This is a genomic window from Enterobacter sp. SORGH_AS_0287 (assembly GCF_031453695.1).
Taxonomy (GTDB): domain Bacteria; phylum Pseudomonadota; class Gammaproteobacteria; order Enterobacterales; family Enterobacteriaceae; genus Enterobacter; species Enterobacter ludwigii.
This window is the reverse complement of record NZ_JAVIZW010000001.1, coordinates 1,267,924-1,293,407: the sequence shown is the minus strand read 5'-3', so window position 1 is coordinate 1,293,407 and position 25,484 is coordinate 1,267,924. Positions and strand designations below refer to the sequence as shown.

The window sequence follows — 25,484 nt, the reverse complement described above, 5'->3', positions numbered from 1 at the left end:
AATACCTAGCGACCAGGGCTGCCATTCGGTGGCCTTTTTTATTGTGATGAATGAGCGGGATGTGATGGCCGCAGCCAAAAGGCAGAAGGCATGGTGAAAACGACCCTGCACCTGGCGTTGATAATCACCAGACGTGTAGAATGCAACTGAATCAAGTTAATGTTCTATATGCTTATTTTATCAATGCACCAATTCCTGATAAGATTGTTCCTAATTTTTACTGATGGAATAGGGACATGAAAAAAATTGTTGGCGTGATATTACTTTCCTGCTTACTTGCCGGTTGCGATAAACCAAAAATTGACTCATCAACTGATGATGCAATGAAATCGTCTATAGCTAAAGTCAGAGAGTCACTTCCGGAGAATAAGCGGGAGGAGTTTGATAGCGCTCTGCAAGTTGTGGCATTCAGTAACATCAACATGGCTGATCTCATGCATGCTTCATCAGACAATGACAAAGAAGACCTCAGCAAAAAGATGCGCGAACCCCTGTCGGGAAAGACTGCTGAGGAAGTCATTTCTTATGCTCAGAAAGTAACAGCTGAGAGAGAGCTTAAGCAGAAAGAACAGGCAATTCAGGAAATTAAAACGCTAGAAAAGAAAAAAGCTGACTCAGATATGGCTAAAGAGGAGCTGAAGAAAATCCAGGTTTTATCAGCCAGATTTACCAGGGAGCCTGAGGCAGACGGTGAGCCACAACCCGTAATTAGACTGGTTGTAAAAAACAAGAGTGAAAACGTTATTTCCAGAGCCTACCTGCATGGAGTGATAGCAAGCAGCGGACACTCAGATCCCTGGTTGGAAAGTAAGTTCTTTTACGATATTCCTGACGGGCTTAAACCGAATGAAGAAGCTACATGGGCTCTGGCTCCGCCTAAAAATTCTGAATGGGGTCAACTTTATGCCCCAAGCGACGCTGTTTTCACTGTGACGGTCATGAGAGTAGACGGTACTGATAAGCAGGCGTTGTTTGATGCAACAATGTTTACAGAGGAAGACAGTAACAAGCTTGATGAACTGAAGAAAAAATACCCGTGATTTTTAGCTAAAAAATGACCCGCTTAGGCGGGTTTTTTTACGTCCGGAGGAAACGTGGCGACAGATATATTCACCTGGTGAACCCAGATACGGGCAGAAAGGTTTAGCCACACGATTCGTTCTGCATTCTTTGGTCATGGTTATGAGCAAATCGCAGGAGATGAATTAACCCTGAGCAGCAATTCTGGCTGATGACCCTCTCAGCTAACTACACGATAACCACGTAAAAGCTAATGTTTACATAAACCTGTTTTAAAAGATACAATACCCCCCTATAGTATCAGGAGGGCGTATGCCGCATTCACCCGCAGATAAAAAACGTATTCTGACGCGCGTCCGCCGCATTCGAGGGCAGGTTGATGCTCTTGAGCGTGCACTGGAATCGGGCGACCCCTGTCTGGCCATCCTGCAGCAAATTGCCGCCGTGCGCGGTGCTGCGAATGGGCTGATGGGCGAAATGGTTGAAATTCACCTCAAAGATGAGCTGGTGACCGGGGAAACAACGCCGGACCAGCGGGCCGTTCGCATGGCAGAAGTCGGTCATTTGCTGCGCTCTTATCTAAAATAAACCCACAGACCTCACAATAAGGGAAGAGACATTATGAAATCTCGCGCTGCTGTCGCATTTGGCCCCGGCCAGCCGCTCAAAATCGTTGAAATCGACGTGGCTCCGCCGAAGAAAGGCGAAGTCCTGATCAAAATTACCCATACCGGCGTGTGCCATACCGATGCGTTTACCCTTTCGGGTGACGATCCTGAAGGCGTTTTCCCGGCGGTACTCGGCCACGAAGGCGGCGGGATTGTGGTGGAAGTCGGCGAGGGCGTGACCAGCCTGAAACCGGGTGACCATGTGATTCCGCTGTACACGGCAGAATGTGGTGAGTGTAAGTTCTGTAAATCCGGCAAAACTAACCTCTGCCAGGCGGTTCGCGCTACTCAGGGTAAAGGTCTGATGCCAGACGGTACCACTCGCTTCTCCTATAACGGTGAGCCGATCTATCACTACATGGGCACCAGTACCTTCAGCGAATACACCGTGTGCGCGGAAATTTCGCTGGCGAAAGTGAACCCACAGGCGCCGCTGGATAAGGTTTGCCTGCTGGGCTGCGGCGTGACCACCGGGATTGGCGCGGTGCATAACACCGCAAAAGTGAAAGAGGGCGACACCGTTGCGGTGTTCGGTCTGGGCGGTATCGGTCTGGCGGTTATCCAGGGGGCGGTGCAGGCGAAGGCGGGTCGTATTATCGCTGTCGATACTAACCCGGAGAAATTCACACTGGCAGGCGAAATGGGTGCCACTGATTTCGTGAACCCGAAAGACTACGATAAGCCGGTTCAGGATGTGATCGTTGAGATGACCGATGGCGGCGTTGACTTCAGCTTCGAATGTATCGGTAACGTTAACGTGATGCGTTCCGCGCTTGAATGCTGCCACAAAGGCTGGGGTGAGAGCATCATCATTGGCGTTGCCGGTGCGGGCCAGGAGATCAAAACCCGTCCATTCCAGCTGGTGACCGGCCGTGTGTGGCGTGGTTCAGCGTTTGGCGGCGTGAAAGGGCGCACCCAGCTTCCGGGCATGGTGGAAGATGCAATGGTCGGGAAAATTCAGCTCGACCCGTTCATTACCCATCGCCTGCCGCTGGAGCAAATCAACGACGCGTTCGATTTGATGCACGAAGGTAAGTCCATCCGTACCGTGATTCACTTCGGCGACAAGTAACTCTTCTGCCAGCGGTTTTTTTGCCGCTGGCGTTTCCTGCATAATCTTCTCTAAAGTGTGACCTGCCTTGCGCTTTTAGCCGTAAGCTAATCTCCAGCCGTGCCGATGACTATTTTACAGGCGTGTTTTTACGCATCTTACCTACAAGAGAGTCGACGGTCATGGACAACACAACAACGGTGCAGGCGCAGCGCACGCTGAGCTTTTTGCATCATATCAGGCTGGTTCCGCTGTTTTCCTCCATTCTCGGTGGCATTATTTTGCTGTTCGCCTTGAGCTCAGGTCTGGCGGGCTATTTCCTGCTGCAGGCAGACGCCGATCAGCAGGATGTCACATCAGAAATTCAGGTGCGTATGGGGCTGTCGAACAGTTCTAACCATCTTCGCACCGCGCGTATCAATATGATCCACGCTGGCGCGGCCAGCCGTATCGCTGAGATGGATGCAATGAAGCAGAACATCAGCGAGGCGGAAAAACGTATTAAGCAGTCTCAGGATGGCTTTAACGCGTACATGAACCGCCCCGTTCGTACGGCGGAGGATGAAGCGCTGGATGCCGAACTGAAAACACGCTTTGACGCCTATATCGCGGGCCTTCAGCCGATGGTTAAATTTGCCAAAAACGGCATGTTTGAAGCGATCATTAACCATGAAAACGAATCCGCGCGCCCGCTGGATGACGCCTATAACGCCGTCCTGCTGAAGGCGATTAAGATCCGTACCGACCGGGCCAATGCCCTGACGGCGCAGGCGCACAGCCGCACGCAGCTGGGCCTGATGTTTATGGTCGGGGCGTTTGCCCTGGCGCTGGTGTTGACCGCGCTGACCTTTATCGTGCTGCGCCGCACGGTCATCAATCCGCTTCAGCGTGCTGCCACGCGAATCGAGAACATTGCGAAAGGCGACCTGACGATGCCGGATGATGTCGCCGGGCGCAGCGAAATTGGCCGACTGACGCGCGACCTGCAAACCATGCAGCACTCGCTGGAGACCACGGTTGGCACCGTACGCCAGGGGGCGGAAGAGATCTATCGCGGAACCAGTGAAATCTCGGCTGGCAACACCGATCTCTCATCCCGTACCGAACAGCAGGCGGCCGCCATTGAGCAGACTGCCGCAAGTATGGAACAGCTGACCGCGACGGTGAAACAGAATGCCGATAACGCGCACCATGCCAGCAAGCTGGCGGAAGATGCCTCCGGTAAAGCCAGTCGTGGCGGCCAGATGGTCTCCGGCGTGGTGAAAACGATGAGCAATATCTCCACCAGTTCGAAGAAGATCTCTGAGATTACTGCGGTAATTAACAGCATTGCGTTCCAGACCAATATCCTGGCGCTCAATGCGGCAGTAGAAGCAGCGCGTGCGGGTGAACAAGGACGCGGCTTTGCGGTGGTGGCGAGCGAAGTGCGTACCCTGGCGAGCCGAAGTGCAAATGCCGCGAAAGAGATTGAAAGCCTGATCAACGAGTCGGTTTCCTTGATCGATCAGGGTTCCGGTGAAGTGGTCGCCGCGGGCAACACCATGAACGACATCGTCGATGCGGTGAAACGCGTCACCGATATTATGCTGGAAATTGCCGCCGCCTCCGACGAACAGAGCCGCGGTATCGAGCAGGTCAGCCAGGCGATTTCGGAGATGGACAAAGTGACGCAGCAGAACGCCTCGCTGGTGGAAGAAGCCTCTGCGGCGGCGGCTTCCCTGGAAGAACAGGGCGCGCGTCTGACCGAGGCAGTCGGGGCATTTCGTCTGAGTGGCGCAAAGCCTGGCCGGCCGGTCTCGTCTGCGCCGGCGGCGAAAAACGCACCTTTACGTCCTGCGCCTGCGGTGTCGGGTGATAACTGGGAAACGTTCTGAGTCATCCGGGGTAAACGGGTGAAAAAAAAGGGACCGTCAGGTCCCTTTTTTATTGCGTTACTGCTTATCCGGCAGCGCGTAGGCAATCACGTAATCACCGCGATCCGGCGACTGACGGGCACCCCCCGCGTTGATGATGATGTACTGTTTACCGGTTTTCGGTGAAACATAAGTCATCGGTCCGGACTGGCTACCGACCGGCAGACGGTCTTTCCAGATCTCTTTCCCGGTGGCGGTATCAAACGCGCGCAGGTAGAAATCCTGGGTGCCGGCAAAGAACAGCAAACCGGACTGGGTAGCGAGGGACGCGCCCAGGGTCGGCATACCGATTGGGATCGGCATATGCATACGAATGCCAAGCGGGCCAGTATCTTCCACCGTACCGACCGGAACCTGCCACACCAGCTTGCCTGATTTCAGGTCAACGGCTGACATGGTGCCAAACGGTGGCTTCTGACACGGAATGCCCAACGGCGACAGGAAGCGTTCACGCATAGCCCCGAACGGTGTACCGTCCATAGGCACAATACCCATCTCGATGCCGCTGGCGTTTTTCGCCACGTTGGCACGCGGTACCATGTAGTTTGCCAGTCCCAGGCGCATATCGTTAACGAACATCAGGCTGTTGTTCGGGTCGATTGAGACGCTGCCCCAGTTCATCCCGCCGAGGGAGCCCGGGAACTGCAGGGAACGGTCGAGACCCGGTGGGGTGAAGACGCCCTGGTGACGCATCTCTTTAAACTGAATGCGGCACAGCAGCAGGTCGACTGGCGTCGCCCCCCACATATCCGATTCGGTCAGCGTCTGGTTGCCAATCATCGGCATGCCAACAGAGTACGGTTGGGTCGGGGAGTAACGTTCACCTTCAACATTACCGGCCGGTACCGGGCGCTCTTCCACTTTCGCCACGGGCTTGCCGGTTTCGCGGTTGAGCATAAAGATCATGCCCTGCTTGCTGGTCTGCACCAGCACCGGCGTGGTGCCACCTTTACCGTCGGGTAAATCGTACAGCAGCGGCTGGGAAGGGAGATCAAAGTCCCACAGGTCGTGGTGGGTGGTCTGGAAATGCCAGCGCACCTGACCGGTGGCGGCGTCCACCGCCACGATGGAGGAGCTGTACTTGTCATCCAGCGCCGTACGCTCACCCGCCCAGAAATCTGGCGTGGCGTTGCCGGTTGGCAGATAGATCAGGTTCAGTTTTGCATCGTAAGACATGGCAGACCAGACGTTCGGCGTGCCGCGTGTATAGGTCTGTCCTTCCGGTGGAAGGCCGGTCAGCTGCGGATTACCCGGATCCCATGCCCATGCCAGCTTGCCGGTATGAACGTCATACGCACGCACGACGCCCGGCGGTTCGCCGGTGGAGAAGTTATCCGCGATACGACCGCCGACCACCACCACATTCCCCGCGACCAGCGGCGTGGAGGTCTGCTGATAGTAGCCCGGCTTGATTTCCCCCATCCCGATGCTCAGGTCAATGGTGCCACGATCGCCAAAGTCTTCACAGACTTTGCCGTTATCCGCATTGATGGCAATCAGTCGCGCATCGGTGGTCGGCAGGAACAGACGACGAGGGCAGGCCGCAGGCTGTGCATCTTCCTGTGACGTTGTCACGCTGCTGTGATCTTCAAAATAGCCCAGACCTCGGCAACGCTGCCAGTTCGGTGCCGAGGCTTTCGCGTCGTAACGCCATTTCTCTTTACCGGAGTCGACGTCCAGCGCCAGGACTTTACTGTACGGCGTACAGACATACAGCGTGTCGCCAATTTGCAATGGGGTGTTCTGATCTTCCGCACCGGAGCCGTTGCTCTGAGGAATATCCCCCGTGTGGGCAACCCAGGCCACCTTCAGATCGTTCACGTTTTGTTTGTTAATTTGATCGAGGGCGGCGAAGCGGTCACCGTGAGTGGTATTGCCCCAGTGCGCCCAGTTTTTCTGCTCCTGACCCGGTGCGACCGGTTTTACCGGTACCGGCTCATTCGCCGCCACCAGCGTTTGCGGCTTGAACATCCAGCCGAGGCTCACCAGCATCACGACCGCCAGAACGGCCGCGACGCCAAACGCCGGTGCTTTGTTCGGGGCGTTGTGGTTTGCTGCGCGCATAAACGGCCAGACGATGGCACAGAGGAAGGCCAGCACGGCAAACGTAAAGAGGCGCGAGAAGAGCGGCCAGAAATCCCATCCGGCATCGCTGACGGCCCAGAACAGCGAGGCGATAAACGCGATGCCATAGAGGACGATCCCGCTGGCGCGGTTGATGAAAATCAGGACGGCGGCAATTACCATCGCCACGCCCATGATCAGGAAGTACCCACTTCCGCCTACGGTAACAAGCTTTAAACCTAAGCCGCCAACAGCCAGACCGATGAGCGTCATCAGTCCGGCAAGGAGCCACTGCAGGATACGGGGTATCCCACGTGGCGCGCTGCCAAATGCCATTTCTGTCTCCTTTAAATCCCCCGCGTTGCGGAACGGTGCCGAATATGTACCAATTGGGTAATAATCGCGGAGGGGGATGAGGTTTTATACGGTTTATCCGCATCATGTGCGGTTGAATTCCTGTTTAACAAATAGCATGCGAACCATTTGGTGAATTCGCGGCTATGATAAAACTGTTAAATTGTTTTACGCAATTGTTAATGGATGATTTCGCATTTTTTGACCACAGAAACAAAAAACCCGTCGACAGGACGGGTTAGTGGTTGAAGTTGTAAAGGCGTCTCAGGCAGGCATGGATTTGCGGATGGCGCTGAGCAGCGTCTGCGCACCCGGGGAGAGCGGGGTATCCACGCGGGTTAATATACCGATAGGTTCGCCCGCACCTGGCGACGTCACCGGCAGTGCGGTAAGCGTGCCCTGGCGGAGATCATCTTTCACCGCGCCGGAGGGAACGAACCAGACGTAGTCATAATCCACCGTAAGCTGGCGCGAAAGCGAGGCCGACAGCGTTTCGATGCAACCTGAAGGCAGTGAGCAGCCCTGCATCTGCAGCAGTGTCTCGGCGTTCTGACGCGGAACGGTGCCTTTTGGGGATACTACCACCGGCCACTCCATTATGCGGCTTAACGTCACCGTATCCTGCAGCAGGGGGTGACCGGGACGCACGACCAGCTTCAGGGATTCCAGGAACAACAGCTCGTAGTTAAGCCCGCCCATAAGCTCGGGGTCGGACATGCGCCCGATACCGAGATCCAGTTCGCCGGATTTTAGCCCGGCGAGCAGCATGGTGTTATTCATGGTGGCAACCTGAATAGTGGTATGCCGCTGATGTTTGTGGAACTGCCCAATGACCGGAGGCAGAATGCCGAGTGCCGCCGTTGGCAGGGCACCCACGCGCACAATCTCCGTGGCGTGCTCCTCTTTGCGGTTGAGCGACTGTCCGGCAGTATTCAGCGCATCGAGAACCTTGACGGCGTGCGTAAGAAATTGTTCACCCACGAGGGTGAGTTGTGCCCCCAGCCGACCGCGGTCGAAGAGACGGGTTCCGGTGAGTTGTTCCAGCTCGTTCAGCGTTTTGGAGAGCGCAGGCTGGCTTAGGTTGAGAGTTTCAGCCGCTCGCCCCAGCGTTCCCTGTTGAGCGACGGCCACAAATGTATGCAAATGGCGCAAGCGTATGCGCTGACTGAACAGACCATTTTTTTCCATAGGCGATGTTAAAAACAGAGCGATGCGGGTGACAAGCTAAGTTGTTTAATTTTGATAACTTGATAGCAAAATATTTTTAACATTTGATCTGTTTGAGTTACAACATGTTTTTTGGCAGGGGGAAGAGGAAGAACGTCCTTGTTCTTTTCGAGCACATTGAGAGCGTTACGTCAGTGTATAGCCGGGTTAAATCACGCCATCACCGCCGTCAGAGCACCATACCTGACCGGAGGTAAATGAGCATTCATCCGAGGCCAGCGTGACATAGAGCGGTGCGATTTCAACAGGTTGACCCGGACGCCCCAGCGGGGTATCGCCACCAAACTCTTTCACTTTTTCCATCGGCTGGCCGCCGCTGGATTGCAGCACCGTCCAGTAAGGACCCGGGGCAACCGCGTTGACGCGTATTCCTTTTGGACCAAGCTGTTTCGCTAAGGATTTGGTGAACACCGCCAGACAGGCTTTTGTCTGCGCATAATCCAGCAGCACAGGGCTGGGCTTAACCGCCTGGACCGAGGAGGTATTAATGATAGAGGCCGACGGTTTCAGATGGCGCAGCGCCGCTTTGGTTATCCAGAAAGGCGCATAGACATTGGTTTTAAAGGTCGCGTCAAAATCTTCCGTGGTGAGCTCTTCAAGGGATTCCCGGTATTGCTGACGACCGGCGTTATTCACCAGAATGTCCAGTCCCCCCAGTTTGGCCACCGCCTCTTCTACCAGATTCTGGCAGAACGTCTCGTCACGGATGTCACCCGGCAGCGCGACGGCAATGCGTCCTTCCGCTTTGATAAGCTCAATGACGTCAACCGCGTCTTTCTCTTCTTCAGGCAGATAGTTGATTGCGACGTCAGCCCCTTCACGGGCGTAAGCGATCGCGACTGCGCGACCAATACCGGAGTCGCCTCCGGTGATCAATGCTTTCTTGCCGGCAAGGCGGCCATGCCCTTTATAGCTCGTTTCCCCGTGGTCGGGTACAGGTTGCATTTCTGATGCCAGTCCCGGCGGCGTTTGCGGTTGCTCCGGGAAAGGGGGTTGCGGGTAAGCGTTCTGACGTTGTGTAGTATCACTCATAGCTGACTCCTTAAGCCAAGGGGTGAGATTTGATGGATAGTTGCAGCGTTAACGCTTCGCTGAATTATTTCTGCAAATGATCGACGCGCACGACAGGCGGCGATGATTTCTTATCAAGCGATCCGTTGATACTGATCATCTGATCGGGTTTTACTGTTCTGCCGTCGAATACTGCCTGGGGAATAATAACGTCTATTTTTCCGGTTTTATCCTGGAATACAAACTTATCGCCGCTACCGTCAATAAGGTTTCCGCGTAATGAAATAGTCGCACCATCATGCATTTCTTTTGCATGATCGATGGTCATAATTCGTGCGTCATCGGTTCCACGATAACCGCTATCCAGTGCGTGCGGCGGTGGCGGTGCTTCACCTTTTTGTAACCCGCCGTTATTATCTGCCCATGCGGCCGGTACCAGAAATATCAAAAAAGCGGAAATAAGCGATAATTTCATCTGATATCCTTCATTTTGTGTGTCTTGACTTATTAAGTATTGTTGCTATTCCTTTATGTGGCAAATGTGATAAGTCTTAAAAACATTCGCTTTTGAAATCAAAAATATCGGTTAATAAGCGAAACGGTGATAGCCGCCATGAAGCATCAAAGTGATAAGTTACCTGGGATAGATGAGAATTACCGATTGCTGACGTTTGAATATGGATTTCGTCAGGTGGGTTTTATTGTCCTGCTGGCCATTATCGTTGCGGCGATAGCGGGCTTCTTTTCAAGCGGAGTGGTGAGTGATACGCAAAGAACAAACTCGGCAAAGTCGCTGACCATCAACTACGAGCGCTTTGGCCGACGCCAGACGGAGTCGAAGATCCACCTTTCATTCCCGGTCAGAACAGAAGGGAAATACACCCTGAGTGTGACCAGCGAGAGCAACGATGTTTACGAGCCAGGAAGCGTTTGGCCGCAACCGGACAGCATGTTCAGTCGCGGGAATACGCTCTTTTTTGTTTATAACAACCTGAAAATGTCCGACAACTTCTCTGTCTTACTTTTCACGACCCCTGCACGCGCAGGTAAATGGGACAATGTCGTTCGCATAAACAACGAGCCGGAAATCCCTTTCTGGCAATTTATTTACCCGTAGGAGGCTGATATGGATATGGTCTTTCGTGCGCTGGCTATTTACCTGTTCCTCGTCGTGGTATTTAAAGTTGCCGGACGGCGCGCTTTGCTGCAGATGACCAGCTTTGATCTGATTCTCCTGTTAATTATCAGTGAGGCGACGCAACAGGCGCTGCTCGGGGAAGATTTTTCGGTCACCGGCGCAATGATTACCATTACCACGCTGGTGGTAGTGGATATTATCTTTGGGATAATGAAAAAATATTTCTCACCGGTAGAAAATATTCTTGATGGCACTCCGGTGATATTGGTTGAGAACGGCGTGCCGCTAGCAGATAAACTCAAAAAAGTCGACGTTTCCTGTGATGATATTCTGGTATCGGCACGCCAGAATAATGGTGTTACGCAGCTGAGTGAAATTAAATATGCCATTCTTGAGCGCAATGGTCATATTTCAATCATTCCTTTTGAGAAGTAAGAGGCCACGAAATGAGCAACCTTCACCATGATAACAATTATACCGTCGCCGAACTGACCAAAAAAGTGGCGAGCAAATTGACAGACTTAGGGCTTCGCTTAACCACGGCAGAATCCTGCACCGGCGGAAAACTCTCCGTCGCCCTTTGTGCTGAAGAGAACACGGCCGAATTTTATGATGTCGGCCTGGTCGTGTTCAGTGACGGCGCAAAAGAGCGCATTCTGGGCGTGCGTCCTGAGACCCTTGAACGGTATACGGCCGTGAGTGAACAGACGGTGACCGAAATGGCCGCCCGGATCCTGGAGATTGCCCAGGCGGATGTCAGTATTGCCATCAGCGGTTATGCCGGGCCAGAAGGGGGCGACGATGGCACGGCGGCAGGGACCGTTTGCTTCGCCTGGAACCTTCGCGGACACACGGAAACCCGTACCGTCCTGTTTTCCGGCGACTGCCAGGATGTGGTTGAGAAGGCGGTGCAGTATTCATTGTCTGAATTAGTGACCAGATTATCCGGCTGGGATAACGAGTAAATTAACGCGGAGGTTCTATGGCTGTGATTGTCATTACCGGCGGTACGGCGGGTGTGGGAAAGGCAACGGCGCTGCACTTCGCAAAGGCAGGCTACGATGTGGGGATTATTGCCCGCGATGAGACAAGCCTGCACTCGACCCAGGAGGAGTTAACGCGATTTGGCGTCAAAGCCTGTGCGGTACAGGCGGATGTCGCCGACAGCCAGGCGGTGGTGGACGCGGCAAACGAGATTGAATATCGCCTCGGCGCAATTGATGTGTGGGTTAACAATGCGATGGGTGCGGTGCTGGCACCGTTTCGTACCCTGACGCCGGATGAATTTCGCCGCGTCACTGATGTGACCTATCTTGGCTTCGTAAACGGAACCCGCGCCGCGCTGGAATTGATGGTGCCACGCGATCGCGGCGTGATTATTCAGGTCGGGTCCGCGCTGGCCTACCGCTCGATCCCGTTGCAATCGGCCTACTGCGGCGCCAAAGCGGCGATTCGGGGATTCACCGATGCGGTGCGCACGGAACTGATGCATGAGAACAGCCGGGTGCAGCTTTCAATGGTGCAGATGCCGGGGCTGAATACACCGCAGTTTGACTGGGCAAGAAACAAATTCGCCTGGGCTATGCGTCCGGTTCCGCCGGTGTTTGAGCCTGAAGTTGCCGCGAGCGCGATTTTTAAGGTCGCGCAAAAACCGGTGCGCGAACTGTGGGTGGGCAGCAGTACCATTCAGTCGATCGTCGGACAATTCCTCTTCCCGGGTTTCCTGGACCGGCTGATGGTGAAGAAGGCCTGGGAAGGTCAGATGACTGACGATCTGAATGACCGGGATCGCCAGGATTATCTCGACCAGCCTGTCAACGACCTGCACAAAATCCATGGGCGTTTTACCCCGGAAGCGAAAAACCGCGCCACGGCGATCACCTCAGGTGTGCCCGGGAAAGTCCTGTTAGGCTCCCTCACGGTGGCGGGCGTTGTGCTGACGCGGCTGATGATTCGGCGTAAAAGGTAATCAGCGCAGCGCGCTACGGTTAGTCCAGAACCAGCGATAGCCGTAGCCGCTGAGGGTAAGCTGGACGGTTTTGCCACAGATCAGCGCGTCGTCATAGCGTTTATCCGCCAGGCAGGCGGTCCAGGTGGCGTGACGGATCCCGCGGGCGGTAAACTGGACCGGCTTGTCGCTAAAGTTAACGAAGGTCAGGATACTGCGCGCTTCGGCTTCGTAATAAATGCCCAGTACCGCGTCATCATCAATATTGATGAGACGAAACGGTGCGACAGCAATCTCCGGAAATTCAGAGCGCGTATTGGCCATGTCGATGATCCGGTGCAGCAGGGAATTGCGGTGCAGCAGGGAATCGGCCACGTTGATTTTCTGATAACGCCAGGGACCGCGATCGATGATCGGGGCGATAAACCGCTCAGGGTCCGCTGCTGAAAAGCCACCGCCCTCTGACCCCGCCCACTGCATTGGCGTACGCACGGCATAGCGCTCTTCCAGCGTCAGATCATCACCCATGCCAATCTCATCGCCGTAGCGCATGACCGGCACGCCCGGGAGTGAGAAGAGCACCGCGTGGCAGAACGCCAGCCGTTTTTGATCGCCCTTTAACATCGGTGCCAGACGGCGTCGTATCCCGCGCTGGTAGACGTTCATCTCTTCGTCAGGGGCGAAGGTGTCGACCACAATCTGTTTCTCTTTTTTACCAATCCCTTCCAGATCTAACTCATCGTGGTTGCGCAGCCAGTTGGCAAAGCAGCACGAGTCAGGCGGGACAATCATCTTCTTTATGGCATTGCGCAGCGGTCGGGCGCTTTTCCTGGCAAGGCTGACGTAGAAATACTTATTGAGCCAGAAATTCAGCACCAGATTCAGACGGTTATTTTCGCCGAAATAGTCTTTATACGCCTCCACGTCGACGTCCACCTCACCGAGCAGGATCGCTTCCGGATTACGTGCTTCAATAAGGCGGCGCATATGCTCCAGGATCCATAACCCCTTTTTCTCGTCACCGCCGCCTGCCTGCGCGGTCAGGTGCGTTGCGGCATCGAGGCGAAATCCCGACACCCCGAGCTTGAGCCAGAAGAGGATAATATTTTCGATCTCGTTGAGCAGCGCGGGGCAGGTCAGATTCAGGTCGGGCTCGTGGTGATAGAACATATGTCGGTAGTATTGCCCCGGCCTCGTCATCCCATGTCCAGACGCTCTCTTCCACGCCGGGAAACATCGGGGAGGTATCGTCCTCGTTATTATCCGACCAGATGTAGTAGTCACGAAAAGGTGAAGTTGGGTTGCGGCGAGCCTGCTGAAACCAGGGATGGGCGTCCGAGGTGTGCTGAATCAACAGCTCAATAATGACCTGCATACCCAGCTCCCGGGCCTGTTCAATAAAGGCGATAATGTCGGCCAGCTTTCCGAAGCGAGGATCAACCTGCAGATGGTCGCTGACGTCGTAGCCTTCATCCAGAAACGGGGTGAGGTAGAAAGGGGTGATCCAGATAACCGTCGCCCCCATGCGGCGAATGTAGCGCAATTTTGCGCCAATCCCGGCGATGTCCCCGCAGCCATCGCCGTTTAAATCATAAAAGAGTGCAGTATCAATCTGATAAATAATGGCTCGGGTATGCCAGTCTGCCATAGTTCACCTCAGTGATAACCTTCCGTGTCGGAAACTTTGCCCCGGAAAACGTAGTAGCTCCAGGCGGTGTACACCAGAATCACCGGAATAATCAGTAACGTTCCGACCAGCATAAATAGCTGGCTGGCCGGTGGTGCCGCAGCCTCCCACAGGGTAATGCGCGGCGGAATAATGTTAGGCCACAGGCTAATTCCCAGACCGCTAAATCCGAGGAAGATCAGCCCAAGGGTCAGCAGGAAGGGACGCGAGTGGCTGGCCGGGTTGCGTGTTAGTCGCCAGATCCACAGGCTAAACACGCCTACCAGCAGGGGAACCGGTAGGAACCACATGAAGTTGGGGAAGGTAAACCAGCGGTCGGCAACGTACTGCCAGCCGAGCGGCGTCCAGATACTCACCACCGCGATCACCACCACCAGCGCCAGCAGCACGTGCCGGGTCAGTTCACGCATGCGGTTTTGCAACGCACCTTCACTTTTCATGATAAGCCACGTGGTACCGAGCAGGGTGTAGGCCACAACCAGCCCGATGCCGCAGAAAAGATTGAAGGGCGTTAACCAGTCAAGGGCGGAGCCGACAAAACGCCGGCCCTCAACGTCAAAGCCGTTAATCACTGCTCCCACCACCACCCCCTGGCTGAAGGTGGCAAGCAAAGAGCCGCCGGCGAAGGCGTAGTCCCAGAATTTGCGGTGCGAAGGCGTTGCCTTAAAGCGGAACTCAAAGGCCACGCCGCGAAAGATAAGGCCAATTAACATGGCGGTAAGAGGGATGGTCAGCGCATCGATAATCACCGCATAGGCCAGCGGAAACGCGCCGAATAACCCCGCACCGCCGAGCACCAGCCAGGTCTCGTTGCCGTCCCACACCGGCGCTACGCTGTTGACCATTACGTCACGCTCTCTGGCATCGCCCACGAAGTTAAAAAGCAGCCCGATGCCCAAATCAAAGCCATCCATGATGATATACATCAGCGTGGCGAACACGATGATGGCAAACCAGATAACTGAGATATCGACGCCCATCAGTTTCTCTCCTGTTCCGGAACAGACTCAGCGGCAGACAGCGGACGGGCAGGGGTGCCCGAGGTATTTGACGTCAAGGTATCAACGGGCTGCGGACCTTTCTTGATAAGCCGAATCAGGTAGACGTAGCCCACGCCAAACACCGACGAATAGACCACAAAGAAGGCCAGCAGGCTAATGCTCATCTGCAGCGTGCTGTGCAGCGAGACCGCGTCGATCGTGCGCAGATAGCCATACACCACCCACGGCTGACGACCCACTTCGGTGGTGACCCAGCCGGCCAGCAGCGCCAGTAGGCCCGCCGGTCCCATGCACAGCGCGAACCAGTGGAAGGGCCGCGACTGGTAGAGTCGATGGCGATAGCGTAGCCAGACGCTGACCAGACCCAGCGTGATCATCAGCAGACCCATGCCGACCATAATGCGGAATGACCAGAAAACAATCGGTGAGTTCGGGCGATCTTCTTTCGGGAAGTCTTTCAGTGCCGGGACCTGTTTATCCAGGCTGTGGGTCAGAATCAGACTGCCAAGGGCAGGAATTTCCAGCGCGTATCGGGTGCGCTCCTGCTCCATATCCGGCAGGCCAAACAGCAGCAGCGGTGTCGCTTCGCCTGGCGGGTTCTCCCAGTGACCTTCGATGGCGGCAATTTTGGCCGGCTGATGTTCGAGGGTATTCAGACCATGCATATCACCGACGACGGCCTGAATGGGCGCGACCAGCAGGGCCATCCACATCGCCATGGAAAACATAGTGCGTATCGCGGGCGTATCGTTGCCGCGCAGCAGATGCCATGCGCCCGACGCCCCCACAAACAGCGCGCTGCTCAGGAACGCGGCGATAGCCATGTGAATGAGACGGTAAGGGAAGGAGGGGTTAAAAATGATGGCCAGCCAGTCCTCCGGAATGACCTGACCGTTCTGAATACTGAACCCCTGGGGCGTGTGCATCCAGCTGTTGGAGGCGAGGATCCAGAAGGTGGACATCAGCGTACCCAGCGCGACCATACAGGTCGAGAAGAAGTGCAGGCCCGGGCCGACCTTGTTCCAGCCGAACAGCATCACGCCAAGAAATCCGGCTTCGAGGAAGAAGGCGGTTAAGACTTCATAGGTCAGGAGCGGGCCGGTAATACTGCCGGCAAACTGTGAGAATCCGCTCCAGTTAGTGCCGAACTGATAGGCCATGACCAGACCGGAAACGACCCCCATACCGAAGTTAACGGCAAATATCTTTAGCCAGAAATGGTACAGCGAGCGCCACACCTCATTTTTGGTGCGAAGCCACATCCCTTCGAGCACCACCAGATAGCTGGCAAGACCGATGGTGATCGCCGGGAATAGAATATGGAACGAGACGGTAAAAGCGAACTGGATTCTGGCGAGATGAAATGCGTCGAGTTCGAACATGGTCCGTACCTCTGGAACTGTTGCGCACGAGGATTGCCAGGCAGTCCGGGGCTGCCTGGCAAAATCGGTTACGGTTTTTTCTTCCCGGCACCCAGTTCGGCGCCGGTCAGCGGGTCGGAATGTGGATCGGACTTCGTGCGGGCCGACATCGCTTTGACCAGCGTGGCCTGTTCGGTCGTCAGCGTCACGCTTGCACTCCCGTCTCCGCCGTCAACGGCAGGTTGGGGGGATTCAACGTAGTCGAAATGTTTATCGCTGTTCCAGCTTCCGCGAACCTCTCCACCTTCAGACATATTGTAGTACTTGTTGGTGTATTCCTCGATTGGCGGTAGTTTTCCCGGAGGGAAATTATTACGAATGGACTGAAGCGCCTTCTCAAAGGAGAGCTGATGCGCTGCCTCACGCGTCATCAGAAACGCCAGCGCATCCTTCACGCCCGGATCGTCCGTGACGTTAATCAGCCGTTCATAGATGATCTTCGCTCGGGCCTCGGCAGCCACATTTGAGCGCAGATCGGCGGTCGGCTCGCCAATGGTGTCGACATAAGCCGCCGTCCACGGCACCCCGGCGGAGTTGGTCAACGGAGTACCGCCACCGTAAAGCAGGGAGGTAATATGGCTGTCGTTACCGTTTTCGGTCATGGACCGATACAGCTCGGCTTCATTTTCCACACCCTCCGCCAGTGCGCCTTTAGCCCCTTTATTAAGCATACCCACCAGGGTACCGATAATTTCAAGGTGGCTTAACTCTTCGGTCGCGATATCCATCAGCATATCTTTACGACCCGGGTCGTCATCACTCAGCCCCTGAGTAAAGTAACGGCAGGCGGCGGCCAGCTCGCCCTGAGGACCGCCGAATTGTTCCAGTAATAAATTGGCAAGGCCGGGATTCGGTTCGGCAACCCGAACCGTATATTGTAATTGTTTGACGTGTCGAAACATGTCTTCTCTCCTGAGGTTATTTTTTTGCTTCGACACCGGATGCGTCTGAACGCAGCAGGAACTGTTCGGTGGTCTGTGGAATGTGGCGAATCAGCCAGTCGGCCATCTCGCGCTCTTCCGCCAGGATACTCTCAATGGCGGGCACGGAAGCCATGTCGCCCGCTTTTTTGGCCGCGGCCAGCAGGGAGGTGTAGCAGGCTATTTCAAACTGTTCGAAAACATAGCCGCTGATAGACCCTTTGACGATCTCATCAGAGGGGAACATCCCGCCAATGGATTGTCCGAGCGCCGCCATTTTACTCATTGAATCTTTTAAAACCGAACGAGAAATATCATTACGGTCGAGGATCTCTTCCAGTAAGGTAATTTGTCGCTTTGTTTCACTAATATGCTGCTCAATTCTGGCGCGAACATCGGGATAATTATCGATACGGCTGGCCATGGATTCCAGCATAGATTCGGCTTGCTTTTCCATCGCATGGGCATCGCGTAGCCAGTCATGGTAGTGTTCTACGTGATTCATTATAATGTCCTCATTATGGTGTCGCTTATTTGGTCTCACTCTCAGCAGCCTGATCGGCACGCGCAGCACTGTAACCAGATAAATGGCCGACAATATTGGCGTAGATACTGATGATAATGACCCATAGCACGCTGCTCTTCCACCATAAAACGGAAGGTATAGCGAGTATGAACCATATTATTGCTGCCGTTAAATGGCACCGTTTAATAGTCCTGGGACTGATGCTCATTTTATTTAACCTTTGCTATAGCGTCATTTTTGCGCTTTTTGGTTAATATTGCCTACGGCCAGGTCGGTAAGTTTAAGATCGGTTTCTTTCTCTTCTTCCAGCGTTTCGGCCAGAAGTTTAACGGCTTTTTTATAGCCCAGTTGTTCTGCCAATGTGGCGAGGGTGCCGTAACTGGCAATTTCGTAATGCTCCACTTTTTGTGCTGCGGCAATTAATGCGGCGTCACGCACCTCATTTTTCTCGGTGCTCTCGATGACCTCATTGGCCTCTTCAATCAGGCCTTCCATTGCTACGCACTTCATACGCTTGAGCTTAAGGCCAGATTCTTGCTCGATAATCTGGTCGATACGCTCAATCTGTCCCTGCGTCTCTTCAAGGTGTGCACTAAACGCTGCGCTCAGTTTTTCACTGGAGGCAGCACGAGCCAGTTTGCCGAGCGCGCGGGTCAGCTGCTTCTCAGCGCTGTAGGTATCGGACAGGAGGTGAATAAACACATCTTCGACACTTTTCATATTCATCATTACGCTCCGGTAAAATAAAGAAGGGGTACTGCGAGCCTGGAGGCCCGCAGCATGCTCTCTGTTTTAAATAAAAGAGATTTACATCAGATCAGGAGTTTTTACGGCCACCACCGTGGCTGTTTTCTCCTCCTTTCTTACCTGCTTCAGATGCGCGTTGCGGATCGTTTTTAAAATTACCGCCGCTGTGCTGGCCACCTTTACGTCCAGCTTCTGATGCTTTTTCACGGTCTTGTGCGAAATTACCGGAACCACCACGATGCTCTGCCATATTAAACCTCATATATTGGTTATGTCAGTTAAGATACGAAAATATTCCGTATCACTCGTCGTTCGAATAATAACTTTAGTCGGTGTTTCATATTCGTCAAATATGTTTTGTAAACCATCGCTTCGTTGCTGAGATATTTCTGATGGTTAACGCTTCGTTTAATATGAATATATCCTGGATGGCTTGCGGTTAACTGTCTGTCTTCATGGAGTTAATCCGCGAGCCGCAGGGGATAACTGTTTTTCTTGCATTGTTTATGCCTGAAGCGCGTGCGGCAGTCTAAAAATTACAGATTAATCTTAAGGAGAAATATTGGAAATCCGCTTATTGCGTTAACGAAATAAGATATATGCCACTGATATTTGTTTTTAATGAGATATTACCTCTTAAGATAATGCTATTTATTACCTCTTAATGGTTAAGCGATGAGGTTATTAATAATACAGTTTAATCAGAAAGCGCTTTATTTAGAGAAGGTGAATCTACATTTAGAGAAGGTGAATCTGCCAGGTCATATGGGTGTCAGGGCAGGCCAGCACACGCTTTAACCACTCCTGTCTTAAGATCACAAATCGGAAATTCTTCCCCCCAGAGGGAACGGGTTTCTCTACACTCCAGGTAATATTCACTGGAGGCATGACATCATGGCGAACACCATCACGGCTGATGATATTCGGGAACACTTTTCGCAGGCTATGTCGGCGATGTACCAGCAGGAAGTTCCGCAGTACGGCACCTTGCTCGACCTGGTTGCGGACGTAAACCTGGCGGTTCTGGAAAATAACCCACTATTACATGAACAACTGGCGAACGCGGATGAACTGGCGCGCCTGAATGTGGAGCGTCATGGGGCGATCCGCGTGGGTACCGCGCAAGAGCTTTCGACCTTGCGTCGTATGTTTGCCATTATGGGGATGTACCCGGTCAGCTATTATGACCTCTCTCAGGCGGGCGTGCCCGTCCACTCCACGGCGTTCCGCCCGGTCGATGATGCGGCGCTGTGCCGAAATCCGTTTCGTATCTTTACCTCGCTGCTGCGCCTCGAACTGATTGACAACGTCGTCCTGCGTGAGCGTGCCGCGGAGATCCTGTCTCACCGCAATATCTTTACCCCGCGTTGTCTGGAACTTATCGCGCTGCATGAGACAGAAGGGCACTTTACGGATGCGCAGGCGCAGGCGTTTGTACAGGAGGCGTTAGAAACCTTCCGCTGGCATCGTCATGCGACGGTCGACCAGGAGACCTATCTGGCATTGCATAACGAGCACCGACTGATTGCGGATGTGGTCTGTTTCCCGGGTTGCCATATTAACCACCTCACGCCACGTACGCTGGATATTGACCGGGTGCAGGAGCTGATGCCGAAGTACGGGATTGAACCCAAAATTCTGATTGAAGGACCACCGCGCCGCGAGGTTCCCGTATTACTGCGCCAGACCAGCTTTAAAGCGCTGGAAGAGCCGGTGCTGTTTGCCGGGGAGCATACAGGAACGCATACCGCGCGCTTTGGCGAAATTGAACAGCGTGGCGTGGCGCTGACGCCAAAAGGTCGTGCGCTTTATGACAGCCTGCTTGCAGAGGCCGGTACCGGTAAAGACAACATGACGCACCAGCTCCATTTGCGCGAAATCTTCAGCGCCTTCCCGGACAGCGAATTGTTGATGCGCCGTCAGGAGCTGGCCTATTTCCGCTATCGCCTGACGCCATCCGGGGAAGCGCATCGTCATGCGTTTCGTCCGGGAGACGATCCACAGCCGTTAATTGAGCGCGGGTGGGTTGTCGCTCAGCCGATCACCTATGAAGATTTCCTCCCGGTCAGTGCCGCAGGGATTTTCCAGTCGAATCTGGGCAATGAAACCCAGGCGCGTAGCCACGGTAACGCCAGTCGCGACGCGTTCGAAGCGGCGCTGGGTTGCCCGGTGTACGATGAGTTCATGCTCTATCAGGAAGCTGAAATCCGTAGCAAACAGCGTTGCGGTTTGCTCTGAAATCGTTACTCTTCTGGGGTGTGATGGAAACAGAAGGTTGTTATGCAAAATCCCTCCGCCCCTGTGATTGAAACGCGCCAGGGCGCACTGTCTGGTTTAACGGATGAAAACGTTCATCTCTGGTGTGGTATTCCCTATGCGGCGCCTCCCGTTGGCAACTGGCGCTGGCGTTCGCCACGGCCGCCTGAACGCTGGGAGGGGCTGCGTCTGGCCACCGCTTTTTCGCCCTCAAGCTGGCAGAACAGCGAGTATTGCCAGGCGTTAGGCGGTGGCGATCCCGGCCGGTTTTCAGAAGATTGTCTGTATCTTAACGTCTGGTCACCCGTCGAGCGCCCGACGCCGCTTCCCGTCATGGTCTGGCTGCACGGCGGGGGGTTTACCATTGGCGCGGGTGGCCTGCCGCCCTATAACGGTAAGGTGCTGGCAACGCGTGGCGTGGTGGTTGTGACGATCAATTACCGTCTTGGTCACCTTGGCTTTTTTGCCCATCCCGCGCTGGAGGGAGAAGAAGACCGGGTGGTGCATAACTTTGCGCTGCTGGATCAGATTGCCGCCCTTGAATGGGTTCGGGAAAATATTGCCGCTTTCGGTGGCGATCCTGACAACGTGACCCTGTTTGGCGAATCCGCCGGCGCGCGCAGCGTGCTGTCGCTGCTGGCGTCTCCGCTGGCGAAGGGACTCTTCCACAAAGCGATTGTGCAAAGCGGATACACCCTGCCGGATACGCCGCGGGAACAGGCCCTGCAAAAAGGGGAAGCGCTGGCGGCGCATTTCGGCCTTGAGAAGGCGTCAGCAGAACAGTTACGTGCCATTCCCCCCGAAGCGTTCTGGCCGCTGGCCGCGCCGCTGAACATCGCCCCGGCCCCCATCGTCGGAGACTGTGTTCTGCCGGAATCAATGCTCGATGTGTTCTTTGCCGCGCGTCAGCATCCTGTTCCGGTGATGATTGGGTCGAACAGTGACGAAGCCAGCGTGATGGCGGTATTTGGTATCGATCTCGCCGGTCAGATCCAGAAGCTTCGCCGTGAACGTCGCTTTGGACTGGGGCTGATCAAACTGCTCTATCCGGGTGTGAAAGGGGATGTGGAGCTTGGCAGGCAGGTGTGCCGGGATATGGCTTTTACCACCATGGGATATGTGGTGATGCAGGCCCAGCAGCGCGTGGGCGGCTTGTGCTGGCGTTACTGGTTCGACTATGTGGCGGAAGCAGAGCACGCAACCTATATCAACGGTGCCTGGCACGGTAATGAGGTGCCGTACGTGTTTGACACCCTTGGTGAGATTGAGCCTTCCTGCCACTACGTTAACGCGCGAGACCGGCAATTCGCAGCGCAGGTTGCAGATTATTGGGTGAGTTTTGCGCGTGACGCCGGTCACCGGGAAAGTCTTCCTGGCCCGACGCACTGGCCGGCCTGTCGAAAAGGAAGGGACGTGCTGCTACGTATCGGCGTGAATAAACATGCAGGTTTCAGGCTTGAAAACCGCTTTATGCGCGCGCGCATGAGCCTCTTTAAGCGCGTTATGAAACACCATGTGAGCCTCGACTGAGCAGGCAGGCGCGAAACGCCGCCAGCCCATTTTCCTGGCCAGGCGATTCGCGCAGAACCAGTCTGTAGCTCGCACCCGTTTTAATGCTGCTCTCAAAAGGCCGCGCCAGCCTTCCGGCGCGGACATCTTCTTCCACCAGCGTTTCGTCGGCAATGGCCACCCCCAGCCCCTGAATGGCGGCCGTGATGGCAAGGTCCATCGTGTCGAAGTGTTGATTTTTGTGCATAACAACCCCCGGGCCTTCCTGCTTCGCCAGCCACAATGACCAGTCTGTCTTATCCCGTGTCGGGTGAAGGAAGGTTAACGCACCCAGTTCGCAACCTGCTCGCAGGGGGCTCATTACCGGGGTTAACGCCTCTTCAAACAGCAGATCGCCCGCGCTCATATGAGTGCCAAATACAATGGCCGCGTCGTAAGATTCCGTTTTGAAATTGACGTTATGGTCGGTGGTAGTGGTCAATGCTATCTGCAGATCCGGCTGCTCACGCTCTACCTCCAGCAGACGAGGCACCAGCCAGCGCATGGCGCAGGTGGGTGCTTTGAGTCGGATCACGGTTTGCTGGGTACGGGCCCGATCGGCCAGGGTCAGCAGCGTTTCAAAAAGTGGATTGCAATTCCGGAAGCAGGGTGCTGCCCTGTGGGGAGAGGCGCAGGCCGCGCGCATGGCGCTCGAACAGCGGAAAGCCGAACCACGCTTCAAGGGTGGCGATTTTGCGACTTACGGCTCCCTGCGTCAGACAGAGTTCTGTTGCGGCATGGGTCAGATTCAGATGACGCGCGGTGACTAAAAAGGCATCGATGGCATTAAGCGGGAGCGAACGGCGCGACATTAACCACCTCAGGTATGCGTTTTTCTCATGGCTATTATGACAACAATTCGATTGTCCCGACAACTGACTTGTTGTTTGAATAGTTATGCATTCATCATGAGAAAGGAAAGAGGATGACGTTACACACTCCGGTGCACACCCGTTCCAAATTACCCGATGTGGGAACCACGATTTTTACCGTTATCGGCCAGCTCTCCGCCCGGCATAACGCCATCAATCTTTCTCAGGGTGCACCCAATTTTTCCTGCGATCCCAAACTGGTCGCCGGGGTGACCCGGGCGATGGAGGCAGGGCACAACCAGTACGCGGCAATGACCGGCCTGCAGCCGCTTAAAGAGCGTATTGCGGATAAAATTGCCACCCTCTACGGCACGCGCTATGACCCGGCCAGCGAAGTGCTGGTCACCGCCAGTGCCAGCGAAGGACTCTATTCGGCGATCAGCGGGCTGGTGCACCCGGGCGACGAAGTGATCTACTTTGAACCGTCGTTTGACAGTTACGCCCCGATTGTTCGCCTGCAGGGGGCCACGCCGGTTGCCATTAAACTGACGGTGCCGGATTTTGCTGTCAACTGGGATGAAGTCCGTGCGGCGATCACCCCGCGTACACGCATGATTATCATCAATACCCCGCACAACCCGAGCGGGCAGGTCTTCTCGGCAGAGGACCTTCAGCAGTTGGTGGCGGTGACCCGCAATACCGATATCATTATTTTGTCTGACGAAGTGTACGAACACGTCGTCTTTGATGGTGAACCGCACCACGGTATGGCGACACATCCGCAACTGGCGGAGCGGAGCGTCATTATCTCTTCCTTCGGAAAAACCTATCACGTGACCGGCTGGCGCGTGGGTTACTGTGTTGCTCCGGCGGTACTGATGGATGAGATTTGTAAAGTCCATCAATTTCTGATGTTTTCGGCCGATACGCCGATGCAGCATGCGTTTGCAGAGCACATGATTGACCCGCAAACCTGGCTGTCGCTGGCGGCGTTTTATCAGCGCAAACGCGATCTGCTGCAAAGTTTGCTGGAGGCATCACCGTTCAGACTCTTGCCGAGCGCCGGTTCGTTTTTCCTGCTGGCCGACTACAGCCAGTTTAGCGATGAGCGCGACAGTGAACTGGTGAAACGACTGATCGTTGAGTATGGCGTAGCCACCATTCCGCTGTCGGCGTTTTATGCGGATGGTACGGATAATAAATTGATTCGTCTCTCTTTTGCGAAAGATGAGGCGACGTTACGGGCAGGTGCCCAGGCCCTGTGTCGGGTTAAACCACGCTAAGGAGTTGGAGATGAAATTACGCGCGTTAGTTGTCGGCATGGGATTGCTGTGTACGTTTTCGTCATTCGCGGCCACCGAACTGCGGTACGGGCTGGAGGCGGAATATCCGCCGTTTGAAAGCCGAAATGCTGCTGGCGAACTGGAAGGGTTTGACGTTGAGCTGGGCAATGCCATCTGCAAAGCCGCAGCGCTGAAATGCACCTGGGTTGAAACCTCTTTTGATGCGTTAATACCGGGCCTGGTGGCGAAGAAATTTGATGCCATTAACTCGGCGATGAACATCACCGAACAGCGACGTAAAAGTATTGATTTTACCCAGCCGATTTACCGCATACCGTCGCAGCTCGTCGGCAAGGCCGGTACCGCGGTAGAGGCAACGCCCGCGGGGCTTAAGGACAAAACCATCGGTGTCCTGCAGGGCTCTATTCAGGAAACCTACGCGAAAGAGCACTGGGAAAAGCAGGGTGTCACCGTGGTGTCTTATAAAGATCAGAATATGGCCTGGGGCGATCTGCTGAATGGCCGTATCGACGCCTCGCTGGTCATGTCCGCGGCCGGGCAGGCAGGTTTCCTCAGCAAGCCGCAGGGGAAAGGGTTTGGCTTTATCGGCAAACCGGTGTCGGACGACACTATCCTCGGCAGTGGGATCGGCTTTGGGTTGCGTAAAGGGGACGAGGCCACCAAAAAGCAACTCGATGCCGCAATTGATAAAGTGCGTGCCGATGGCACGATCGCTAAACTCGCTGATAAGTACTTCCCAGGTATCGATGTCAGCGTAAAATAACCGCCTCATTTGCCCCGACTGACGATGTCCAGCCGGGGCATTTTTATACACGTCTTTATACCTTTCTTTACACCTTTTTCGGGTCGTTCTGGTCGACAGAAAATA

Annotated in this window: 23 protein-coding genes and 2 pseudogenes; 12 read left to right on the top strand and 13 right to left on the bottom strand. The window is 54.6% G+C overall.

The window, feature by feature from the left end:
- The first annotated feature begins 236 nt into the window (after positions 1–236).
- The 4 genes from QE396_RS06165 to QE396_RS06150 all read left to right on the top strand — a co-directional run bounded on the left by QE396_RS06165 (position 237) and on the right by QE396_RS06150 (position 4,613).
- Positions 237–1,040, top strand: a complete 804-nt coding sequence (locus QE396_RS06165) for a DUF6694 family lipoprotein (protein WP_121339700.1) — start codon at positions 237–239, stop codon at positions 1,038–1,040.
- A gap of 292 nt (positions 1,041–1,332) precedes the next feature.
- Positions 1,333–1,608, top strand: coding sequence for a metal/formaldehyde-sensitive transcriptional repressor (locus QE396_RS06160; RefSeq protein WP_014169989.1), 276 nt, complete (start codon positions 1,333–1,335; stop codon positions 1,606–1,608).
- 33 nt (positions 1,609–1,641) lie between these two features.
- Complete coding sequence (locus QE396_RS06155) at positions 1,642–2,760, top strand: S-(hydroxymethyl)glutathione dehydrogenase/class III alcohol dehydrogenase (RefSeq protein ID WP_014169990.1); 1,119 nt, start codon at positions 1,642–1,644, stop codon at positions 2,758–2,760.
- Between the two features lie 161 nt (positions 2,761–2,921).
- Entirely contained in the window at positions 2,922–4,613 is a 1,692-nt protein-coding gene (locus QE396_RS06150) for a methyl-accepting chemotaxis protein (RefSeq protein WP_020884200.1), read from the top strand.
- A 57-nt stretch (positions 4,614–4,670) separates the two neighbouring features.
- On the opposite strand, the gene QE396_RS06145 is transcribed toward QE396_RS06150, so the two are convergent.
- The 4 genes from QE396_RS06145 to QE396_RS06130 all read right to left on the bottom strand — a co-directional run bounded on the left by QE396_RS06145 (position 4,671) and on the right by QE396_RS06130 (position 9,783).
- The gene (locus QE396_RS06145) at positions 4,671–7,052 is read right to left on the bottom strand and encodes a glucose/quinate/shikimate family membrane-bound PQQ-dependent dehydrogenase (RefSeq protein WP_020884199.1); all 2,382 of its coding nucleotides are present in this window, start codon (positions 7,050–7,052) and stop codon (positions 4,671–4,673) included.
- 282 nt (positions 7,053–7,334) lie between these two features.
- Positions 7,335–8,258 (bottom strand): LysR substrate-binding domain-containing protein, encoded by a 924-nt coding sequence (locus QE396_RS06140; RefSeq protein WP_020884198.1) that lies wholly within the window; start codon positions 8,256–8,258, stop codon positions 7,335–7,337.
- Positions 8,259–8,444: 186 nt separating this feature from the next.
- Positions 8,445–9,329: an SDR family oxidoreductase gene (locus QE396_RS06135; protein ID WP_014169994.1), complete on the bottom strand. Its 885-nt coding sequence runs from the start codon at positions 9,327–9,329 to the stop codon at positions 8,445–8,447.
- Positions 9,330–9,393: 64 nt separating this feature from the next.
- Positions 9,394–9,783: a YdeI family stress tolerance OB fold protein gene (locus QE396_RS06130; protein ID WP_020884197.1), complete on the bottom strand. Its 390-nt coding sequence runs from the start codon at positions 9,781–9,783 to the stop codon at positions 9,394–9,396.
- Positions 9,784–9,921: 138 nt separating this feature from the next.
- Between QE396_RS06130 and QE396_RS06125 the strand changes: the two genes are divergently transcribed.
- The 4 genes from QE396_RS06125 to QE396_RS06110 are packed head-to-tail and all read left to right on the top strand — an operon-like array spanning position 9,922 to position 12,415.
- Positions 9,922–10,425 (top strand): hypothetical protein, encoded by a 504-nt coding sequence (locus tag QE396_RS06125; RefSeq protein WP_020884196.1) that lies wholly within the window; start codon positions 9,922–9,924, stop codon positions 10,423–10,425.
- A 9-nt stretch (positions 10,426–10,434) separates the two neighbouring features.
- Positions 10,435–10,881, top strand: a complete 447-nt coding sequence (locus QE396_RS06120) for a DUF421 domain-containing protein (RefSeq protein ID WP_020884195.1) — start codon at positions 10,435–10,437, stop codon at positions 10,879–10,881.
- An 11-nt stretch (positions 10,882–10,892) separates the two neighbouring features.
- The gene (locus tag QE396_RS06115) at positions 10,893–11,411 is read left to right on the top strand and encodes a 2-oxo-tetronate isomerase (protein ID WP_014169998.1); all 519 of its coding nucleotides are present in this window, start codon (positions 10,893–10,895) and stop codon (positions 11,409–11,411) included.
- 17 nt (positions 11,412–11,428) lie between these two features.
- Positions 11,429–12,415 carry an SDR family oxidoreductase gene (locus QE396_RS06110; protein WP_020884194.1) on the top strand — a complete coding sequence of 329 codons (987 nt, stop codon included), beginning with the start codon at positions 11,429–11,431 and terminating at the stop codon, positions 12,413–12,415.
- On the opposite strand, the pseudogene QE396_RS06105 reads toward QE396_RS06110, so the two are convergent.
- The 8 genes and pseudogenes from QE396_RS06105 to QE396_RS06070 all read right to left on the bottom strand — a co-directional run bounded on the left by QE396_RS06105 (position 12,416) and on the right by QE396_RS06070 (position 18,946).
- A pseudogene (locus QE396_RS06105) lies at positions 12,416–14,042 on the bottom strand (alpha-amylase family protein).
- Positions 14,043–14,050: 8 nt separating this feature from the next.
- Positions 14,051–15,061 carry a cytochrome d ubiquinol oxidase subunit II gene (cydB, locus tag QE396_RS06100; RefSeq protein WP_020884192.1) on the bottom strand — a complete coding sequence of 337 codons (1,011 nt, stop codon included), beginning with the start codon at positions 15,059–15,061 and terminating at the stop codon, positions 14,051–14,053.
- Positions 15,061–16,464 (bottom strand): cytochrome ubiquinol oxidase subunit I, encoded by a 1,404-nt coding sequence (locus QE396_RS06095; RefSeq protein WP_020884191.1) that lies wholly within the window; start codon positions 16,462–16,464, stop codon positions 15,061–15,063. Before QE396_RS06095 ends, cydB begins: the two co-directional genes overlap by 1 nt.
- A gap of 68 nt (positions 16,465–16,532) precedes the next feature.
- On the bottom strand, positions 16,533–17,405 hold the full coding sequence (locus tag QE396_RS06090; protein WP_020884190.1) for a manganese catalase family protein: 873 nt from the start codon (positions 17,403–17,405) through the stop codon (positions 16,533–16,535).
- A gap of 16 nt (positions 17,406–17,421) precedes the next feature.
- Positions 17,422–17,928 (bottom strand): ferritin-like domain-containing protein, encoded by a 507-nt coding sequence (locus QE396_RS06085; RefSeq protein ID WP_014170004.1) that lies wholly within the window; start codon positions 17,926–17,928, stop codon positions 17,422–17,424.
- A gap of 25 nt (positions 17,929–17,953) precedes the next feature.
- Positions 17,954–18,157, bottom strand: a complete 204-nt coding sequence (locus tag QE396_RS06080) for a hypothetical protein (protein ID WP_020884189.1) — start codon at positions 18,155–18,157, stop codon at positions 17,954–17,956.
- Positions 18,158–18,180: 23 nt separating this feature from the next.
- Positions 18,181–18,675, bottom strand: a complete 495-nt coding sequence (locus QE396_RS06075; protein WP_020884188.1) for a ferritin-like domain-containing protein — start codon at positions 18,673–18,675, stop codon at positions 18,181–18,183.
- A gap of 91 nt (positions 18,676–18,766) precedes the next feature.
- Positions 18,767–18,946 carry a general stress protein gene (locus QE396_RS06070; RefSeq protein ID WP_020884187.1) on the bottom strand — a complete coding sequence of 60 codons (180 nt, stop codon included), beginning with the start codon at positions 18,944–18,946 and terminating at the stop codon, positions 18,767–18,769.
- A gap of 644 nt (positions 18,947–19,590) precedes the next feature.
- Here QE396_RS06070 and QE396_RS06065 point away from each other — a divergent pair.
- Both QE396_RS06065 and QE396_RS06060 read left to right on the top strand, forming a co-directional pair.
- Entirely contained in the window at positions 19,591–20,934 is a 1,344-nt protein-coding gene (locus QE396_RS06065) for a VOC family protein (RefSeq protein WP_309950373.1), read from the top strand.
- Between the two features lie 42 nt (positions 20,935–20,976).
- Positions 20,977–22,482, top strand: coding sequence for a carboxylesterase/lipase family protein (locus QE396_RS06060; protein WP_309950370.1), 1,506 nt, complete (start codon positions 20,977–20,979; stop codon positions 22,480–22,482).
- Here the strand turns inward: QE396_RS06060 and QE396_RS06055 are convergent.
- Positions 22,454–23,312, bottom strand: a pseudogene (locus QE396_RS06055) (LysR family transcriptional regulator). The gene QE396_RS06060 and the pseudogene QE396_RS06055 sit on opposite strands and share 29 nt — an antisense overlap.
- 113 nt (positions 23,313–23,425) lie before the next feature.
- On the opposite strand from QE396_RS06055, the gene QE396_RS06050 reads away from it, so the two are divergent.
- Positions 23,426–24,595 carry a pyridoxal phosphate-dependent aminotransferase gene (locus QE396_RS06050; RefSeq protein ID WP_063924965.1) on the top strand — a complete coding sequence of 390 codons (1,170 nt, stop codon included), beginning with the start codon at positions 23,426–23,428 and terminating at the stop codon, positions 24,593–24,595.
- Between the two features lie 10 nt (positions 24,596–24,605).
- Positions 24,606–25,379 carry a transporter substrate-binding domain-containing protein gene (locus tag QE396_RS06045; protein ID WP_309950366.1) on the top strand — a complete coding sequence of 258 codons (774 nt, stop codon included), beginning with the start codon at positions 24,606–24,608 and terminating at the stop codon, positions 25,377–25,379.
- Positions 25,380–25,484 lie beyond the last annotated feature (105 nt).